Here is a 16,850-nt window from a genome sequence, read left to right as displayed (position 1 = left end):
GCTACACGGGACACGGGGACAGGTTCACTGTCCCAACCCGCTCGTTTTGGTGTGGGACACAGGGACAGGTTTATTGTCCCTGCACTCTCGTGATATGTTTGCGGGGCTAGCGGTATACCAGTTGATAAAATCCCATCGGGCGATATACCGGAAATGAGCGTAGCGGTATACCGGGTGCTAAAATCTTATAAGGTGATATACCGGAAATAAGCGTAGCGGTATACCAAGCACACTAATCCCTCTGCGTGATATACCGTAAATCCAAAGGAGCTGATTCATTTGGCAGAAAAAACAACCAAACCTAAAAAAAGAGCGAAAAAATTTGTGCCAAGTGAAAAGCACAAAGATAAAACCGAACCTTGGCAAAAATTCTACCATCTAGTCGAAGAAAAACTGAAAAAATGAAAGAGGGTGGTGACTGTTGTCACCACCCTAATTTGTGTGAAAACCATTTAGACGCAAATAACTCCACACAGACGCATATCCTCGTTCATGGACGCATATTTTCCTATTCCGACGCATTTCCCCGTGCCCACACGCATATTTCCAAAAACCAAGCAATTCCCCGCACCCAAACCCATATTCACCATTTAAAAGAAGCCCCATTACCCATTCAAACTCACAATCCCATCTCTCACTCTATCAAACCGACTCCAAATCCCTCTCAAACTGCTTATACAGCACATACCGCTGCATTCCTCGTGTCTTCTCAAACGCTTTTTGGATTTCAGCGACATACTCCTCGTGATTTCCCGCTTTCTTCGCAATTCCAGCAGCTAAAGCGTGCTTCATCCACTCCGACTTTATCTGTTCCCCAAGTTCAGCTGCTTGTTCCAGTTTACCTTCCTCTACTGCAACTATGGCTTGATAATACGCTTTATACTGAGGGGGTTGGATATCCTCAATATCCTCTTTTACTCGTAAAATATCATCCTCGTATAAAGCATGCAAAGTCTTGAACAATGCCTGACGTGCAGGCTGCTTATACTTTTGAAGCAATGCCTCTGTTGCTTCCTTCACATCCTGATCAATCCGATTGCCCATCCCATAATAAAGCTTGAATAATGGATTTTTCCTTCGCTTTTTAAGATAGGACTCTATCCTTTTTACATTCTTCTCCCCATAGATAGGATAAACAACCAAGTACGTGGAAAGACCAACAATCACAATCATACTTATCATTAAACCAAGCGGCTCACTTACATCAAGAAAAGCCATAATAATTCCTAGAACAAGCGCCACCCCAAACAAAACTACGAATCTCATCCTAATCATCCTCAACAAATTGTCATTATTGGATAATTATACCTCACCCCTCCCCGTTAAAAAAGACCAACCATGTTATCCATGATTGGCCTGCAATTACACAATTACCTTATTATTCTCATATACTTTCTTCAACAAACGTTTCCCTCTAAAGAGCTTGTTTTTCACAAACGAAATATCCTTACTTAGTACATGGCTTATTTCGCTATATGAATAATCATGAAAATAATAAAGAGATAATGTCTGTTTGTAATCCTTCGGCAACGCCTCGATATGTTCGTACAGCCTTTCTCGATCAAACTTTTCCACTATCGCTTTTTCAATATTTTCACTGGTCGTATACCGTAACACTTCAATATCATCCATTAAGACCGTAGCTTTCACAACCTTGCTACGAAGATAGTCAATGCATTGATTTCGGGTAATTTTGTACAACCAGGCTTTTATCTTGGAAGGATCCCTGAAAGAATGGAATTTTAAAAAGATCTTCAAAAAGACTTCTTGCATAATATCATCCACAACCACCCAATTTCGCACATAGCGAAAGGCTGCGTACCGCAACTCAGGTTCATATTCACTTATAATTTGTTCGATTTGATGTTCCTTCATTTTTATCACCCTATTTATTTTGGGACAAGGAACCTGTCCCTCTGTCCCACATTACCGGTCGATGTTTATTTCGTTAACATACAATTGGTATTCGTTTTGAGCGGTTTTTTGATTTTTTACCTTTAGTTTACCTTCGTATAAGGTTTTCCCTGTATTTATGTCTCCGATTAAAAGCTTATGTCCATCATCGGTAGAACTCACGATATAGAGTTTTTCATCTTGTAGTTTTACAAATGGTACATGTTCAGCATCCTTAGATTGTTCGATTGCAAATGTTTGTTTCGTGCTCCATTCCTGAGCTTCTATGTCATATTGAATAACTTCTACTTCATGTTGAGATTGAACAGGTACATAAGCAACGGAATTTAATACAGTTGAATTTGCAATGTCACCTGCGAAGTCATCAGGTAGTTCGCTTTTAACCAACTTATTTTTTTCAATGTCATATATCATGAAATCATTAACTAATTCCTTCGGTTCACCCTCACCTTGCCCATGTTCATAAGCCTCTGCTTTAAATAACAGGTACCTTTGTGGTTCAGGCGAATAATAATCATTGAATATGTTCATGCCCGACCAACCATTTTCAACTCCTGGAGTGGAAAAAACGACTTTATCACTTGTTATTTTCTTACTGTTTAAGTCAATCGTGTAGGCGATCAAATCCTCTCCAATGCCCATACCAGAACCTCTCGCGATTACTTTCAATTCCCTGTCTACTATCTGAATATCCGTAATATCAATCCAATCATATTTCTCACCTTTAGGTAAACTAATCTTCATTGGAGTTGACTCTTCTGTTTTCTTATCTAAAATGTCAATATCAAAAAAGGCATTACTATAAGCAATATTAACTCCTCTTCCTTCAATACTGACATAAACGAGTACCTGTTCATCTTCATAAAAATAGGATGGCAGGAAACTTTTCCCTCTCATAAATTGTTTGTATTTCTCAACCAATTCCAGTGTAGAAGTTTCTGCATAAAGACCGGTCAATTGTTGAACAACGGAACGATTCATTAAATTTTTTGTTCCTCCATTCGAAATCAGTAGGTATTGATGAATGTCTCCTACTACATAATTAGCATTTAAAACCAAATCCTCTACAAGACTCTCATCTCCACTCACTTTTTCAAACTCAATTTGTATATTCTCCGAAGCTAAACTCGATTGTATATAAAAAGTTCCAAGCACGATAACCGTAACGAGACAGACCGTGAGAATTTTCCAATATCGTTTCATGTATGTGACCTCCCATCAAACCCTTATTTTCTTATTTAAAAGATAATTGCCAATCCAGATGGCTGCAGCCCAGGCAACTAAACCTGCCCCAACCACCAGATAAAACAGTTCATTTGGATAAAAATAATTCCCTAACACATATTCATCTACTAGTAGTGGTGACAAAAGGAAAAGAAACGTGATTCCACAATAAAGAATCCCTAAGAAAATTCCTTTTAATCGGTAGGATCGTTCAAATAAAATAGCCGTAAAAACAACGCAAACTCCCGCCAATCCTGTACCATAGTAGAGGATAAAATCCATAAATGATTTAGGGTATAATAGCTGTAAATAATTGATATTCATGATTTCATCTATTGTAAAATCATTACGAAATTCCCCTGGAACCATCCACTGTAACACTCGACTTTCAACAGGCAGTAACACTAATTGCACAGCAATAAGACCTAAAACAAAAAGGAAAATAGTCGTAGCCTTCGCCAAATACACGTTCAATCGAGCTGTTGGCAATACAAGCAGACGATAACTGAAAGTGTTTTTTCCGAGCCAATCACGATACCAAATAAAAAACACATAAATCAGTAAAGTAGCTCCACTCAGCATAATCGGCCCCATAAACCAAAGGGTCTGCACAAAATCGATCATCGAGATTTTCCCATATTGTGAAATAAAATCACTCTTTGAGAGCATATCCTCAACCATTGCTCTCTCTGCTCTACCTAAATATCTTTTTGACGTAAATATAACGCCAATCACCTGAAAAAATACCGTAACCCCAATCAAAACAAGATAGAGTTTTAAAAATCGAGAGAACTCGAAGTTCACTAGTTTTAAATAACGTTTCATCCCTTGTACACCTCTCTCATCACATCGATTACCGATTTCCCTTCATTCTCTCTCACTTCTTCGGTATCGAATTCTTTTAACACAACACCATCATCAAGCAATACGACTTTATCAATTAAGTGTTCAATATCATTAATTTCATGGGTTGTGATAATCACACCACGGTCTTCAATTAAATGACTCGTAAACACTTCAGCAATTTGTTCACGGCTAAAAATATCAATTCCTGAAAACGGCTCATCCATAAGAACATAATCAACATCCAAGGCAAGTCCAAGGATAAGGTTGACCTTTGCCGTATTTCCCTTTGATAACTCTGAGATTCGATCCGTTTCTTTTAGTCTAAAAAATTCAAGCAGTTCATTCGCACGTTTTGGATTCCAGCTGTCATAGAAATCTGCCATAAATGTAAATGCCTCTTTGATTTTCATTTGTGGCAGCATCGTAATTGTATCTGGGATAAACGTTACTTTTTCATAGCTACCTTTATGAATTTTTTCACCATTAATGAGAATTTCTCCACTATTAATTGGGGTCAACGCCATAATCGCCTTCATGACCGTTGTTTTCCCAACACCGTTAATGCCAATCAAACAGGTAATCTTTCCTTTTTCAGCAGTAAAGTTAACACCCTTCAACACTGTCTTCCTGCCAAACTTCTTCGTTACATTCTTTACTTCAATCACTTAAAATCCCCCCTATTCCTTTTCGTACTCTTTTTCAACGAGATGTAAGACTTCTGGTAAAGGTACATTAATGGACCGAACTGATTGAATAAAGGTAGATACTGCATCCAAAATCAATTCCTCGCGAACCATTTTCAACACCTGTTCATCCTTCGTAATGCGACTTGGTAAATTTCCTTCTGTAAAAATCAACCCTTGTTCCTCCATTTCTTTATACGCACGCTGCGCCGTATTCGGATTAATCTTCAACCGATTCGCCAATTCCCTTCTTGACGGGATCTCCTGACCTGGTTCAAAAAAGCCCTTTGCAATTTGCTCCTTGAAATACTGAATGACTTGCACGTATACGGGATCTCGATTGTTAAATTTGATATCCATAGACCCAACTCCTAAAAATTTCATCTCCCTGTATCAAGGGGTTCATACACCACTTATAAAAAAACTGTATTAAACGCATCATACAGCTATGATAAAAAAATACACCGTGTATCAATAGGTTAATACACAATGTATTATATGATTAATACACTACCCCTGTCAACATGAATTTTTTAAATATATCCATTGACAACCAAGAACAAATGTTCTGTATTTTAAATATGAAAAAGCCAACCATGTTGTGACCATGATTGGCAAAAATGAGGAATGGCCGAAGTATCCATCTATCTCTTGAGGAATCATTTTTGAAAAGGCAACCGAGGTTTCTTGTTGCGAGGTGCATGGATAGAGGGTTTACATACATTTTTCATATTCTGAATTTCTTTTTTACATTTTTCATACGATACCTACTTCCCTTCTAACATTCGATTAATTTGTAAAAGTCGTTCATTATAGGTTTGATCCATTTGATCCATCCGTTCACCGATTTGGCCCTGTAACGTTTCCAGATGTAGCGCAATTCCCATCGCAAGCTTATTTAGCTTTTCATTAACAGACTGGATTTCATCCTGTTTCATTATCGTTTCCTCCCAAGTTCTCAGCATCAAGAACCTTAATTTTCAACGAGTTCCCTTGGCTTTCCACCTAGAAATTTCACAGAATCTGCTAACACTTCCGTTACATAAACCCTTTTTCCATCATTATTTTGATAGTTACGCGTTTGGATTCGCCCTGTTACACCTAGAATAGATCCCTTTTTACAATAGTTTGCCGTATTTTCAGCTGTCTTACGCCAAAGTGTACAGTTCACAAAATCGGTGTCAATTTCACCTCCTGCATTCTTAAAATTCCGGCTAACCGCAAGCGTCACATGAGCGATTGCTTTCCCTTCTTGGGTGTAACGCAAGTCCGGATCCCGGGTCAATCTTCCTACCAAAATCACCTGATTAATCATGTATTTTTCCTCCTTGGTTAAATCTAACAAGGCTATCATACTTCAGGATTCGACATAGGTAAAATAAGGAAAAATGGATTATTCCAGGACTTTTTTCTACAAAACTCGAAATTCACCATACAATTTCCATATTTTTTATCGTGAAATTTTCGTAACGAACCATTATCTAAATTTCTACATATTTTTTTCACGGTAGAACTTCTGGTTCATTTCCACGTCTACTCCATATAATAAACAGGTAAATATGCTATAATTTAACTATCTGATATAGTACGAACGAAATATAAGGAGGTCAGGATATTGAAAACGTTTAGATTGGTTTCGCTTATGGTTCTTCACCAGGATGAACAACCTAGTCGTATTGAGGAAATACCGTTGATTGATGGATTGATCATCAATCAAGAGGACGGGGAAAACAGTTGGATTGTGGAAGCTTTTATTGAAAAATCGTATAAATCCATTTTCGAAAAGGCAAAACAAAATGATACAAAGCTGAATCTCCAGGTCACCATTTCCAAAAAATCTAATGATCCTGCCTCTTTAATGGGTGAAGTTAAAATCATCAAAGAAATGGACAATAGCGTAAGTGTTCTTTTGGAGGGAAATTTAGTTCCAAGTCGACTCAACATGGCCGAGATTGTTCTGACCGACCTTATTCAACAAGGCCTACAAGGTGAAGGGCTACTTGCCGAATTCAAAAACCGCCTTCAAGAAAAGAAAAAGCCAATACAAAGTTAAAAAGGCAGGACAAAATCCTGCCTTTTTCAATCGTGTTGACTATTTACCGTTACCAGCGCCGCCTGCTCCACCTGTTCCTCCAGGATTTACTTCGTCGTCTCTCAGATCGTTGTTGTTGTCGTTGTCATCATCGTCATTGTTGATGTCAAGATCGCCGTCATTATTCTCATCTTCAACAACGTCTTGGTCTCCGTTGTTCATACCATTGTTGTCAGGTACAACGTCTTCCTCTGGAGTCACATTGTTATCGAGGTCATTATTATCCATGTTGTTATTATTATTATCATTTAAATCCTCGCCAGGTGTTTCTAGTCCATCATCCTCAGGTGGGGGATTTTGGTCATCATTGTTACAGCCTGTTATTAAAAACACGGCAAGGAGCGACCCGATTAGCTTTAAGAACCATTTGTTGTTCATTGCACATTCTCCTTTCTGCTTTCTTTTAAGTATTGTTGTGACCATCTTGGTCTTCGCTTAGCTTTCCCCGAAGAGTAAAAATGTATCAAAGAAATTACAAATTCATCAAAAGAGAATAAAAAAAAACAGATGGGTTCCCCCATCTGCTTTTTCAAAATAAACTTATTCTGTTTTTTCGCCTAACGCAAACATGATTTCTGTTTCACAAACAAGTTCGCCGTCTACGGTTGCTATTCCTTTTCCTTTACCGATTGACCCTCGAAGACGCGTGATTTCCACTTCTAGACGAAGTTGATCCCCAGGGACTACCTGCTTTTTAAAACGGCAGTTATCAATTCCCGCAAAGAAAGCAAGTCTGCCTTTGTTTTCTTCCTTTTTAAGCATTGCCACTGCACCAACCTGTGCCAAGGCTTCTACGATTAATACGCCAGGCATAACTGGATAGTCAGGAAAATGCCCATTAAAAAACTCCTCATTTGCCGTTACATTTTTAATACCAAGCGCACGTTTTCCTTCTTCCAGTTCAAGAATTCGATCAACCAATAAAAACGGATAGCGATGTGGAATAATTTCTTTTATTTCATTGATATCGTACATATTTAACCATTTCCTCCCTTATGTATCTTCATCAAATACACCTTGGCATATTTGTGCCCAGATTTTAGGCCCACGTGATGTGGGTCACAAAGACGTTGCCACAGGAAGTGGCGTTCTTAGTCTTAGATCCTAAGGTAGAATAACTTCCTTCAAAAATCTGCGGCTCTAACCTGTTCAGTTGAAGTTAATGACTTTTACTGAATAAAGTTAGCTTTTAATGCCTATTATAATACAAGTATTGTGGTAAGTTGTAAACCTCATCTGCAAAGCCTTCAAAAGGCTCCATGTTTAGACATAAAAAAAGAAGGCTTATGCCCCCTTATTTTTCAGCATCTTTATTGACAAGGTCCACGATATGCTGCCATGTTTCTTTTTTCAAGGCATCGCTCGGATCACCATCTCCAATGACTCCATAACCTACAACCACACCAATCATGACGCTGGCTGCAAAAAGAACAACGACAAGCAAAAGTCGTATCCAAATTGGAATTAAGCGAATTCGAAGTTTACCTTCACGCTTCTTTTTCGGCTCTTTATCCGTATTCTTTTCTTCGTCACGCGCCTTTCGAAAGTCTTCGCGCGATTTTACTTGTGTATTGTTAAGTTCACTTGTCACTGAGATTACCCCTTATCTTTAGGTTGTTGCCGAGTTTCTCGATTGTCTGCCTACCTTATAGTATCTACTTTGTTCAATTATCGTATGCCATTTACAAGTCCCATCATTTGATCGGAGATGGAGATTGATTTTGCATTGAATTGATAGGAGCGTTGGGTTAACAGCAAGTCAGACATTTCAGTTGTCAAATCAACATTCGATTGTTCAAGTGCACCTTGCTGCATACTTACTTGGTCCCGCAAAGCTCCCTGAAGGGAAACAAATACATCATCTGCCGCGATCCCGAGTTCCGCCAAGTCCGGTAACGCAAATTGATTTTGTCCAACCGCTTGTAAAAGCTGTGGTTTTTTTACTTCCACAACGGAAAGATTAAATGTTTGAGGCGCACCTGCCTCTGGAACAACGGTTATTTCCCCGTTTGTCGAAATTTTAATCTCCTTAAAATTGTCAACAAACACAATTGGCTCCCCATCTTGATCTAAAACAGGATGTCCACCACTTGTCACAAGGCCAACACGATTCGTTCCATCATTTGCAGGAGACAAATAAAGGGCACCCTCTCTTGTAAAGCGTGGAACCTGAACGCCGTTTTCATCCACCATCACTTGTAAAAACTGATTTTCCTTCGTAAACGCGATATCAAGATCACGGTCTGTTGTTTTGATTGCACCTTGAGTCATCATCATATTTGTATGACCCAGTCGTGCACCAACGCCTACACGAATACCATTTGGGGTTAAGCGACCTTCATCTTGCGCGTTAACGGGTTGATTATTGAATTCTTGGGATAATAGCTCACTAAAGTTGACTTGACGTTTTTTATATCCGGTCGTATCTATATTAGCTAAATTATGCCCAATTGTATCAAGCTGTTTTTGCAGCTGACTCATCGTATTTGTTGCTGTAATCATCGAACGCATTTATCTTCACCCCAAATTTTATTTCTACTAGACACCAAACGCTTTTTCTTATCCTTATCGCCAATAATACTTTTCTTATAATCTTCCAATCTCGTTAACCGCTTTGTCCATACTCTTATCATACGCCTGAAGTACCTTTTGATTGGCCTCAAACGTACGGTATGCTGTCATCATCTCTGTCATCGCCTGTGTCACATCGACATTTGAACCTTCAAGGAATCCCTGTTTTAACGTAAAGGACACTTCAGGATTTGCCGCTGCATTCGGTAGCCCGCCACCATCATTTGTCCGGTACAACCCGTTTCCTTCTTTAATCAAGTTCAATGGATTTTCTGAGAAGGCTACCCCTAAACGTGTTTGTGCCAAACCGCCGACAAGAACACTTCCATCTGCTGTAACTTCGAACTGATCATCTTCAAGTGCAATCCGATTTCCATTTTCATCAAGCACATAGAAGCCTTCATTCGTGGTTAGAAAACCTGCCGGATCAACTGTGAAGTTTCCGTTTCTAGTATAGCGCACATCACCATTTGCATTTTGAACCGTGAAAAACAAGGAACCTGGTTTATTGGTTTCCTCATTGATCGGTAGATTGCCATTTACCAACGCCACATCTGTCGCAAGTCCAGTTTCGCGGATATCACCTTGCTTGAACAGCGGAATCATTTCCTGCATGTATACACCTGTGTTAAGTCCACCAATGCTGCTTGAAGTACGAAGAGTGCCACCGTTTTTTGCCGGGCTTTGGACACCTTCAAGACGTTGCATGAGCAATTCTGGGAACGCACGTAAAGAGCCTTGGTCCACTTTATAGCCAGGTGTGTTGGCATTTGCAATATTGTTCGTAAGCATTTCTGTACGACGCTGCTGCGCAAGCATTCCAGCTGCTGCAGAATAAAATCCACGTAACATGGTCTCACCTCATTTTTATATACATATCCGAACATATACCTAGTTAAAGGAATGTCAAAAAGTCCGGTGAATATGACGCATCGAATTTCTGCGTTGCCTTGCTTCTCCGTTCCTCACGTATTAACTACATACGCTCCGGTACTCAAAGCTGCACCGCCTTGAAATTCTCGGTCCTCTTCATCCTCCTTTTTGAGCACTTATTATTTTTATTATAGTAGGAAATCCCTATTTCTTCATCTGTAAAATTTACCACACTTGCATTTCTTAAGAAAAAGTGGGAAAGGACCTGCCATTTCGGAAAGGTCCTATTTACTGTATTTAGACTAATTTTCTACGTGGAAGCTTGTCCAGGTTTTCAAGCATAATGCCTGTTCCAATAGCTACACACTCCATTGGGTTTTCAGCAATTAATACTGGAACACGTAATTCTTCCGCTAAAAGCTGATCGATTCCGTGCAGCAATGCTCCACCGCCCGTTAAAATCACGCCACGGTCGATGATGTCCGCAGAAAGCTCTGGTGGTGTTCTTTCAAGAACACTTTTCGCAGCTTGTACAATGGCAGAAACCGGCTCACGTAGAGCTTTTTCGATTTCATCTGATTTGATCGTTAGTGTACGTGGTAATCCTGTTACCATGTCACGTCCACGAATATCGATTTCTTCATGACGTGAATCTGGGAATACAGTTGCAACCTGAATTTTAATGTTTTCAGCAGTTCTTTCCCCGATTAATAGCTTGTACTCACGTTTAATATAGCTTAAGATTTCTGCATCAAAAGTGTCCCCAGCCATTTTAATGGAAGAGGCGGTGACGATATCGCCCATTGATAATACAGCAACATCTGTTGTACCACCGCCAATATCTACGACCATGTTTCCGCTTGGTTGGAAGATGTCCATTCCAGCTCCAATTGCAGCCACTTTCGGTTCTTCCTCAAGATAAATTTTCTTCCCACCGCTTTTTTCAGCAGCTTCTTTGATTGCTTTTTGCTCAACAGAGGTAATGTTTGTTGGGCAGCAAATTAAAATTCTTGGTTTTGAAAGAAATCCTTTTACATTTAACTTATTAATAAAATGCTTAAGCATTGCTTCTGTTACGTCAAAATCAGCAATAACTCCATCTTTTAATGGTCGAATCGCCACAATATTTCCAGGTGTACGACCCACCATGCGTCTTGCTTCTTCACCAACAGCTAAAACCTTACCTGAGTTTTTATCTAATGCCACAACTGAAGGCTCATTCAATACAATACCTTTTCCTTTAACATGTATAAGTACGTTCGCAGTTCCAAGATCAATACCGATATCCCTAGCTAACATTTGGGTAACTTTCCTCCTTGCATTTGATTCACAAATGCACATATTTTCCTATGTTGTATTGTATCACAATTTGCCATATATAATAGACTTTTTGTAATTTTTTTGTAGGAAAATGTCGTATAATGCTAACTTTAAGGTGAAAGCGCCTTGGATGGAACGTCGACTAAAACCTGCCAAGTCCCGTGGAAAACGTCAACGTCAGCACATCCTGTGCAAGCACCGACAAGCACAAGACGTCCCACCGAGAAGGTTGCTCATTGACCTTTTTGATGGACTTGCTTGTAATCTTGATGGCCTAGGCGCTGTAGTTAGATATAGGAAGAAAGTCCCTTTCATCTTATTTTACTGGCTCTTCTTGTAATTCTTCCTCTTTTTTGTACTTTAGTTTTGTCGCTTCCCCACCCCGTAAATGCCTTATTGATTTATGGTAATCCAAGATTTCTTTTACTTCATTTGCTAGTTCGGGATTGATTTCAGGTAGCCTTTCGGTTAAATCTTTATGGACAGTACTTTTGGAAACGCCAAATTCTTTCGCAATGACGCGAACTGTTTTTCTTGTCTCCACGATATACTTTCCAATCTTGATAGTTCGTTCTTTGATGTAATCGTGCACACTACTCGCCCTCCCTATGTGGATGTGAGAAGTGTGAAATGAGACGCGTTATTGCTTCAACGAAGAAATTGTCTTGTTTGGATAATATTCGTCATATGAATTGCTAGATCTTTGAAGACGGTATACGCCCCCTCACCTCAAACACTCTCTTTGTTAGGTTTGTAACATTTTATTAGCTTGGTTGAGGGATTATGCTATAAAAGTCAAGAGGGACAAGGCTTTTATCAAAATATTTTTGAAAATCGCTGTTTTTTTCTCCTTGGACAGGTTGTATTGAACCCTGGACAACCCATGTTTCTCAGAAAATCCGTGTCTGATTTTCGGTCGCCTGAAGAAGGTCTCCCCAGGTTCGTTTCCCCCGATCTTTAAAATGTTGGAGGAGTTCAACGAATAAATAAGCAGTTGTTAAAGCGTCACCAGTGGCCGTATGTCTTTCATAGATGCGTGTTCCAAAGTTCTGCGCGTATCTTTGTAAATCTCGCATATCATAGGATGGGGAAATAACACCAATCAAATCCAGTGTATCAATCGTCGGCACCCGTTGTAGGCTGTATTTCTCGCGCTTCAGTTCACTTTTTAAAGTGACAATATCAAACAATACATAATGGCCAATCAGGCAGTTGCTGTTATTCTCCTTTATAAATTTAAAAAGATTTGTAATTCCTTCAATTGCGGTCGGTGCATTTTCGACCATATCATCCGTTATTCCCGTCAATTCGATTATTTCCTGAGAAATTTGTCGGTTTGGATTCACATATGTATGGAATTTTACTTCCTCACAAACCTTCAATCCGTCCACTTGAACAGCTGCAATTTCAATTAATCGATCAACAGCTGCCACCTGAAATCCAGTTGTCTCAGTATCAAAAACTGTAAATCTAATCTCATCAATTGGAGTCGATAACGGAATTTCCTTATGAATTTGAGGACAAAGTGGCTTTTTACCAAATATCACAGATCCGACTCCTCTCATATTTGAAAATGGGCATTTACTAGAGTTTGCATCTCCTTTACTATTTTTACGCTCAAAATCAGTTCTTCCTTTTCCTTTGTTGTTAAATGTGAAAAATGAAGAATAGATGTGAGATTCTCCTTATTTTTAAATTGATGCCACCTGTGGTTCACATAAAAACGCATCACATCTGACACAGCAGCCTTCACATCTCTTCCAAAACTTGCACTAAACGCCTTTTTCTCTACTAATCTATCAATCCGCTGAAATGGTGTTCCTGAGATGATGCCATATTCCAAAGATAGAACTTGCAAACTATGGTGGTAAGGAAATAAGATTTCCTTTTTAATATCTAACTGCTTACGATCTAATTTAAACAAGGCACGAATGGGTTGTTCCAAGGAAGGTATTTGATGTTCCTGTTCATGAAGACGGAACAAAAAAATTTTGGCATGCTTCATTTTTTTAAACAGTTGGGTTTCAAATTCAAGGTTTAATTCTTCATCCCCGTATAAAAAACGGTAGGAAAGGAAATTCTGTGCAAGTAGCATATTTTGATTTGTTGCCTGGCTGATCCAACTCTGAACTCGCCACATCCAAGTTTCTACTGAACCTCGCCAATTGGGATTACTCGCCATCATATCCCCAAGACAGCGTGCGTACCCTGCTGTTTCTAATAAACTTACAATCTCATCTCCTAATTTTGAAAAATAGTCGTTCACCTCTAGTGAACTGTTTTCGAAGACAAGAAAGTGATCCTGGTCTGTTAACAAAAACTGTTCTGCACGACCGGCGCTTCCCATTTGGTAAAAACAGAACTTGGTTGGCGGCAGCAGACCTTCACTATTGGATAATCTTTCAATTGCCAGCTCAATACATCGTTTTACGAGGCGGTCAAACAGTTTTGTGATACTATCTAATACTTTAAAAATCGGAACACCGTCTTGTAAAAGGGCACCAACTACATCATAAATTGCGGTTTTTACAGTTGGTAGAGTTTCATGTGTAGCCATCTCGATTGTCTTAATCGTTCTCATCATGCTATCTGTATTTTGTCGCAACACATCTGATAACGTAATAATCCCCACTACCTCATTTTCTTCAATGACAGGCAAATGCTTCACACCATGTAAAATGAAGGTTGAGAGTGCTTCATAACAATAGGCGTACTTCGAAATCGTCATGGGACTTTTCGTCATAAATTCGGAAGCATTTGTGTTTCCATTTTTCCTTTCATAAATGACTCGTGAAACAAGGTCTCGCTCTGTAATAATTCCAAGAAGTCTTTTATTTTCAACAACAAGAACAGAGCTCGTTCGGCGCTCCGTCATTTGTTGTGCAACGGTACTGCAGACTGTGCTTTGATCAACAGTGACGAGTGAAGTCGTCATGACATCCTGGACCCTTCGGACGAGGGATCCACTATCTTTTGCTTTTCTTGTAATCATCACCTGCTCGGCTAACGAGTTATAGATTTCTTTCAAACGAATCGCAAGTTGAGTGAAAAGATAATGGTGAAAATTGGGGTCGTGGAGGCGTTTTTGAATGACACGATTGTGGATGAACAAACATTGTCCAGCCTCTGTTGCTATGACACCAACTCGGTATTCCATGTCGCGCTTTGGACCCCCGATTAAATCTGCAATACTTGATAGCCCAATTAATTCCCCAGGCTTTATGATTTCAAGAACCTCACGATTATCATTAGGTCCCACAAACACTTCCGCAACGCCAGAAAGCAGCAGAAGTATTCCCTCCCGCTGCTCATTGCCATGAAACAATAGATCTGACTGCTTAAATGTTTTTTGCTGACATAAGGAGAGAAACTCAAAGACATCCGTCTTCGACCATCCTTTAAACAAAGGATGCTCCTTCACCCATTCATAGATCTGTTCCATGTTTTCCCCTCTTTTAAAACGGTCCTATGCAAAAATCGCATAGAACCGTTGAAATTTTTTTCGTGAGTCAGATTTACTTTTAAGCATCCTCTTTAAGCCAAACCTCGCCATCCTTGTAAACCATTTGCTCTGGGTAACGCATATCGACTACCTCGTCTTGTTTTGCTTGTGATGGTGCCTCGGTCATGAGAGAAACAATAATGTTTCCTAAGAAACCTGCTGCTGCCCCAAAGATTCCCGCACCTGTATCAATAATGCCGAGGACTGTGAATCCACCGTATTTTGCTGCAAAAATATACGATAACACGACGACCAATCCGATAAGCATACCTGATATAACACCCTTCGCATTCGAACGCTTCCACCACACTCCGAGAACGAGTGCTGGGAAGAACGTACTAGAAGCAATCGCAAAGGCCCACGCTACAATTTGTGTGATTGCTCCAGGTGGGTTTAACGCAACTAATCCTGCAATCAGTGTGGCAACAACAATTGACCAGCGTGCCACATTCAAGCGATTTTTTTCAGTTGCCTCAGGCTTTAAGACACGATAGTAAATGTCATGCGCAAATGAAGAAGAAAGTGCAATCATTAATCCGCCAGCCGTCGATAATGCTGCCGCCATTGCACCAGCTGCCATTAGTCCAATAACAAACACTCCCAGATTTGCGATTTCCGGGGTTGCCATAACAACGATGTCATTGGCGATTGTCATTTCCTGCCATTGTAAAATCCCGTCACCATTTGTATCCGCAAGCTTTAATAGACCCGTGTCAATCCAGCTTTGCGTCCAATGAGGAAGTTCCGTCATTTTTTGACCAGCAACCTTAGTCATCAGAATGAAACGTGAGAATGCTGCATACGCAGGAGCTGATAAGTATAATAATCCAATGAATAAAAGTGCCCAAGCACCTGACCATCGAGCTGCCTTCATTGTCGAAACCGTATAGAATCGTACAATAACGTGAGGCAATCCAGCCGTACCACACATTAATGTGAACATTAACGCAAGGAACTGCCACTCAGAACCTGTTGCAAACGGTGCAAAGTATTCTGTGAAGCCCAACTGGCGATCAAGCTCTCCAATTTCTGCAACAACTTTTCCATACGATAACCACGGCAACGGATTGCTTGTTAATTGTAAGGAGATAAAAATAACTGGAATCAAGTACGCAACAATTAACACGATATATTGAGCGACCTGTGTCCAAGTGATCCCCTTCATTCCACCCATCGCAGCGTAGAAGGCAATTAGCACTACCCCAATCATTGTTCCGATTCCAGCATCAATTTCAAATAGACGCCCGATTACAACACCAGAACCAGATAACTGACCAATGGAGTACGTAAACGAAATGATGATGGTACAGATTGCCGCGACAATTCGAGCTGTATGGCTATCAAAACGGTCCCCGATAAACTCAGGTACTGTGTAGCGGCCATATTTTCGAAGCTGCGGTGCAAGGAGGAAGGTTAATAATAAATATCCACCTGTCCATCCCATGATATAGGCCAAACCGCCATATCCAAGAGCCATAATCGTTCCCGCCATCCCGATGAACGACGCTGCACTCATCCAGTCTGCTCCGATTGCCATTCCATTATAAATCGGAGGGACACCACGTCCTGCTACATAAAAGTCCGACGTCGCATTTACCCGGTTAAAAATGGCGATCCCGATATAAAGTGCAAAAGACGCTAAAATAATGATTAATGAGACCAGAAATTGTGTATCCAAATTTCCTCCCCCTTTGGGTTCAAATATAGGTACTACTTATTTGTAGGAAAACCTGTCTCTTTTTTCTATCGTTTTGTGTAATTGTTGTAGGATTTGAGTCAAATTGTGTGAGATAAAATGTTTGCTAAGCTGAGACTTGCTTTTTCA

General features: G+C 39.9%; 20 protein-coding genes. 2 read left to right on the top strand and 18 right to left on the bottom strand.

All coding sequences use genetic code 11. From position 1 onward, the window contains the following. Nucleotides 1-279 precede the first annotated feature (279 nt). Nucleotides 280-405: a hypothetical protein gene (locus DZB84_RS25430; protein ID WP_262983929.1), complete on the top strand. Its 126-nt coding sequence runs from the start codon at nt 280-282 to the stop codon at nt 403-405. A 237-nt stretch (nt 406-642) separates the two neighbouring features. Here the strand turns inward: DZB84_RS25430 and DZB84_RS09745 are convergent, their stop codons facing one another. The 8 genes from DZB84_RS09745 to ssb form a co-directional block, all read right to left on the bottom strand. After that, nucleotides 643-1,266, bottom strand: coding sequence for a hypothetical protein (locus DZB84_RS09745; protein WP_116352063.1), 624 nt, complete (start codon nt 1,264-1,266; stop codon nt 643-645). Nucleotides 1,267-1,362: 96 nt separating this feature from the next. Beyond that, on the bottom strand, nt 1,363-1,875 hold the full coding sequence (locus tag DZB84_RS09740) for an RNA polymerase sigma factor (RefSeq protein WP_116352062.1): 513 nt from the start codon (nt 1,873-1,875) through the stop codon (nt 1,363-1,365). A gap of 51 nt (nt 1,876-1,926) precedes the next feature. Beyond that, nucleotides 1,927-3,117, bottom strand: coding sequence for a hypothetical protein (locus tag DZB84_RS09735; protein ID WP_116352061.1), 1,191 nt, complete (start codon nt 3,115-3,117; stop codon nt 1,927-1,929). Between the two features lie 15 nt (nt 3,118-3,132). Further along, nucleotides 3,133-3,963, bottom strand: a complete 831-nt coding sequence (locus DZB84_RS09730; RefSeq protein ID WP_116352060.1) for a hypothetical protein — start codon at nt 3,961-3,963, stop codon at nt 3,133-3,135. After that, nucleotides 3,960-4,649 carry an ABC transporter ATP-binding protein gene (locus tag DZB84_RS09725; protein ID WP_116352059.1) on the bottom strand — a complete coding sequence of 230 codons (690 nt, stop codon included), beginning with the start codon at nt 4,647-4,649 and terminating at the stop codon, nt 3,960-3,962. The genes DZB84_RS09730 and DZB84_RS09725 overlap by 4 nt, the downstream gene beginning before the upstream one ends. A 12-nt stretch (nt 4,650-4,661) precedes the next feature. Next, a complete protein-coding gene (locus DZB84_RS09720) occupies nt 4,662-5,027 on the bottom strand; it encodes a GntR family transcriptional regulator (protein WP_116352058.1) in 366 nt (121 codons plus the stop codon). Between the two features lie 407 nt (nt 5,028-5,434). Next, the gene (locus tag DZB84_RS24875) at nt 5,435-5,605 is read right to left on the bottom strand and encodes a hypothetical protein (protein WP_189655203.1); all 171 of its coding nucleotides are present in this window, start codon (nt 5,603-5,605) and stop codon (nt 5,435-5,437) included. Nucleotides 5,606-5,640: 35 nt separating this feature from the next. Continuing rightward, the gene (gene ssb, locus DZB84_RS09715; protein ID WP_116352057.1) at nt 5,641-5,982 is read right to left on the bottom strand and encodes a single-stranded DNA-binding protein; all 342 of its coding nucleotides are present in this window, start codon (nt 5,980-5,982) and stop codon (nt 5,641-5,643) included. 300 nt (nt 5,983-6,282) lie between these two features. On the opposite strand from ssb, the gene DZB84_RS09710 reads away from it, so the two are divergent. Further along, nucleotides 6,283-6,720 carry a YwpF-like family protein gene (locus DZB84_RS09710; RefSeq protein WP_116352056.1) on the top strand — a complete coding sequence of 146 codons (438 nt, stop codon included), beginning with the start codon at nt 6,283-6,285 and terminating at the stop codon, nt 6,718-6,720. A 39-nt stretch (nt 6,721-6,759) separates the two neighbouring features. Here DZB84_RS09710 and DZB84_RS09705 read toward each other — a convergent pair whose 3' ends face one another. The 10 genes from DZB84_RS09705 to DZB84_RS09660 form a co-directional block, all read right to left on the bottom strand. Continuing rightward, nucleotides 6,760-7,137 (bottom strand): hypothetical protein, encoded by a 378-nt coding sequence (locus tag DZB84_RS09705; RefSeq protein WP_116352055.1) that lies wholly within the window; start codon nt 7,135-7,137, stop codon nt 6,760-6,762. A gap of 162 nt (nt 7,138-7,299) precedes the next feature. Further along, nucleotides 7,300-7,734 (bottom strand): 3-hydroxyacyl-ACP dehydratase FabZ, encoded by a 435-nt coding sequence (gene fabZ / locus DZB84_RS09700; protein WP_116352054.1) that lies wholly within the window; start codon nt 7,732-7,734, stop codon nt 7,300-7,302. 319 nt (nt 7,735-8,053) lie between these two features. After that, nucleotides 8,054-8,350: a DNA-directed RNA polymerase subunit beta gene (locus DZB84_RS09695; protein WP_116352053.1), complete on the bottom strand. Its 297-nt coding sequence runs from the start codon at nt 8,348-8,350 to the stop codon at nt 8,054-8,056. A 77-nt stretch (nt 8,351-8,427) separates the two neighbouring features. Then, a complete protein-coding gene (locus tag DZB84_RS09690) occupies nt 8,428-9,270 on the bottom strand; it encodes a flagellar hook-basal body protein (RefSeq protein WP_116352052.1) in 843 nt (280 codons plus the stop codon). Between the two features lie 75 nt (nt 9,271-9,345). Next, complete coding sequence (locus tag DZB84_RS09685; RefSeq protein ID WP_116352051.1) at nt 9,346-10,182, bottom strand: flagellar hook-basal body protein; 837 nt, start codon at nt 10,180-10,182, stop codon at nt 9,346-9,348. Nucleotides 10,183-10,500: 318 nt separating this feature from the next. Beyond that, a complete protein-coding gene (gene mreB / locus DZB84_RS09680) occupies nt 10,501-11,502 on the bottom strand; it encodes a rod shape-determining protein (RefSeq protein WP_116352050.1) in 1,002 nt (333 codons plus the stop codon). A 337-nt stretch (nt 11,503-11,839) separates the two neighbouring features. Continuing rightward, on the bottom strand, nt 11,840-12,115 hold the full coding sequence (spoIIID, locus tag DZB84_RS09675) for a sporulation transcriptional regulator SpoIIID (RefSeq protein ID WP_010677153.1): 276 nt from the start codon (nt 12,113-12,115) through the stop codon (nt 11,840-11,842). Between the two features lie 298 nt (nt 12,116-12,413). After that, nucleotides 12,414-13,070 carry a 3'-5' exonuclease gene (locus DZB84_RS09670; protein ID WP_223254402.1) on the bottom strand — a complete coding sequence of 219 codons (657 nt, stop codon included), beginning with the start codon at nt 13,068-13,070 and terminating at the stop codon, nt 12,414-12,416. A 14-nt stretch (nt 13,071-13,084) separates the two neighbouring features. After that, nucleotides 13,085-14,965, bottom strand: a complete 1,881-nt coding sequence (locus DZB84_RS09665; protein WP_116352048.1) for a DUF294 nucleotidyltransferase-like domain-containing protein — start codon at nt 14,963-14,965, stop codon at nt 13,085-13,087. A gap of 79 nt (nt 14,966-15,044) precedes the next feature. Continuing rightward, nucleotides 15,045-16,703 carry a sodium:solute symporter family protein gene (locus tag DZB84_RS09660; protein WP_116352047.1) on the bottom strand — a complete coding sequence of 553 codons (1,659 nt, stop codon included), beginning with the start codon at nt 16,701-16,703 and terminating at the stop codon, nt 15,045-15,047. Between the last annotated feature and the right edge of the window lie 147 nt (nt 16,704-16,850).

The sequence above is a fragment of the Bacillus sp. HNG genome (genome assembly GCF_003400205.1).
Classification (GTDB): domain Bacteria; phylum Bacillota; class Bacilli; order Bacillales; family Bacillaceae_L; genus Ferdinandcohnia.
This window is presented reverse-complemented; position numbering and strand designations above follow the sequence as displayed.

Bases quoted from the DNA above. Each gene is read 5' to 3' on its own strand.
- DZB84_RS09735 (WP_116352061.1), bottom strand. From the start codon at position 3,117: ATGAAACGATATTGGAAAATTCTCACGGTCTGTCTCGTTACGGTTATC.
- DZB84_RS09745 (WP_116352063.1), bottom strand. From the start codon at position 1,266: ATGAGATTCGTAGTTTTGTTTGGGGTGGCGCTTGTTCTAGGAATTATT.
- DZB84_RS09690 (WP_116352052.1), bottom strand. From the start codon at position 9,270: ATGCGTTCGATGATTACAGCAACAAATACGATGAGTCAGCTGCAAAAA.
- DZB84_RS24875 (WP_189655203.1), bottom strand. From the start codon at position 5,605: ATGAAACAGGATGAAATCCAGTCTGTTAATGAAAAGCTAAATAAGCTT.
- DZB84_RS09685 (WP_116352051.1), bottom strand. From the start codon at position 10,182: ATGTTACGTGGATTTTATTCTGCAGCAGCTGGAATGCTTGCGCAGCAG.
- DZB84_RS09720 (WP_116352058.1), bottom strand. From the start codon at position 5,027: ATGGATATCAAATTTAACAATCGAGATCCCGTATACGTGCAAGTCATT.
- fabZ (WP_116352054.1), bottom strand. From the start codon at position 7,734: ATGTACGATATCAATGAAATAAAAGAAATTATTCCACATCGCTATCCG.
- ssb (WP_116352057.1), bottom strand. From the start codon at position 5,982: ATGATTAATCAGGTGATTTTGGTAGGAAGATTGACCCGGGATCCGGAC.
- DZB84_RS09665 (WP_116352048.1), bottom strand. From the start codon at position 14,965: ATGGAACAGATCTATGAATGGGTGAAGGAGCATCCTTTGTTTAAAGGA.
- DZB84_RS09730 (WP_116352060.1), bottom strand. From the start codon at position 3,963: ATGAAACGTTATTTAAAACTAGTGAACTTCGAGTTCTCTCGATTTTTA.
- mreB (WP_116352050.1), bottom strand. From the start codon at position 11,502: ATGTTAGCTAGGGATATCGGTATTGATCTTGGAACTGCGAACGTACTT.
- DZB84_RS09740 (WP_116352062.1), bottom strand. From the start codon at position 1,875: ATGAAGGAACATCAAATCGAACAAATTATAAGTGAATATGAACCTGAG.
- DZB84_RS09705 (WP_116352055.1), bottom strand. From the start codon at position 7,137: ATGAACAACAAATGGTTCTTAAAGCTAATCGGGTCGCTCCTTGCCGTG.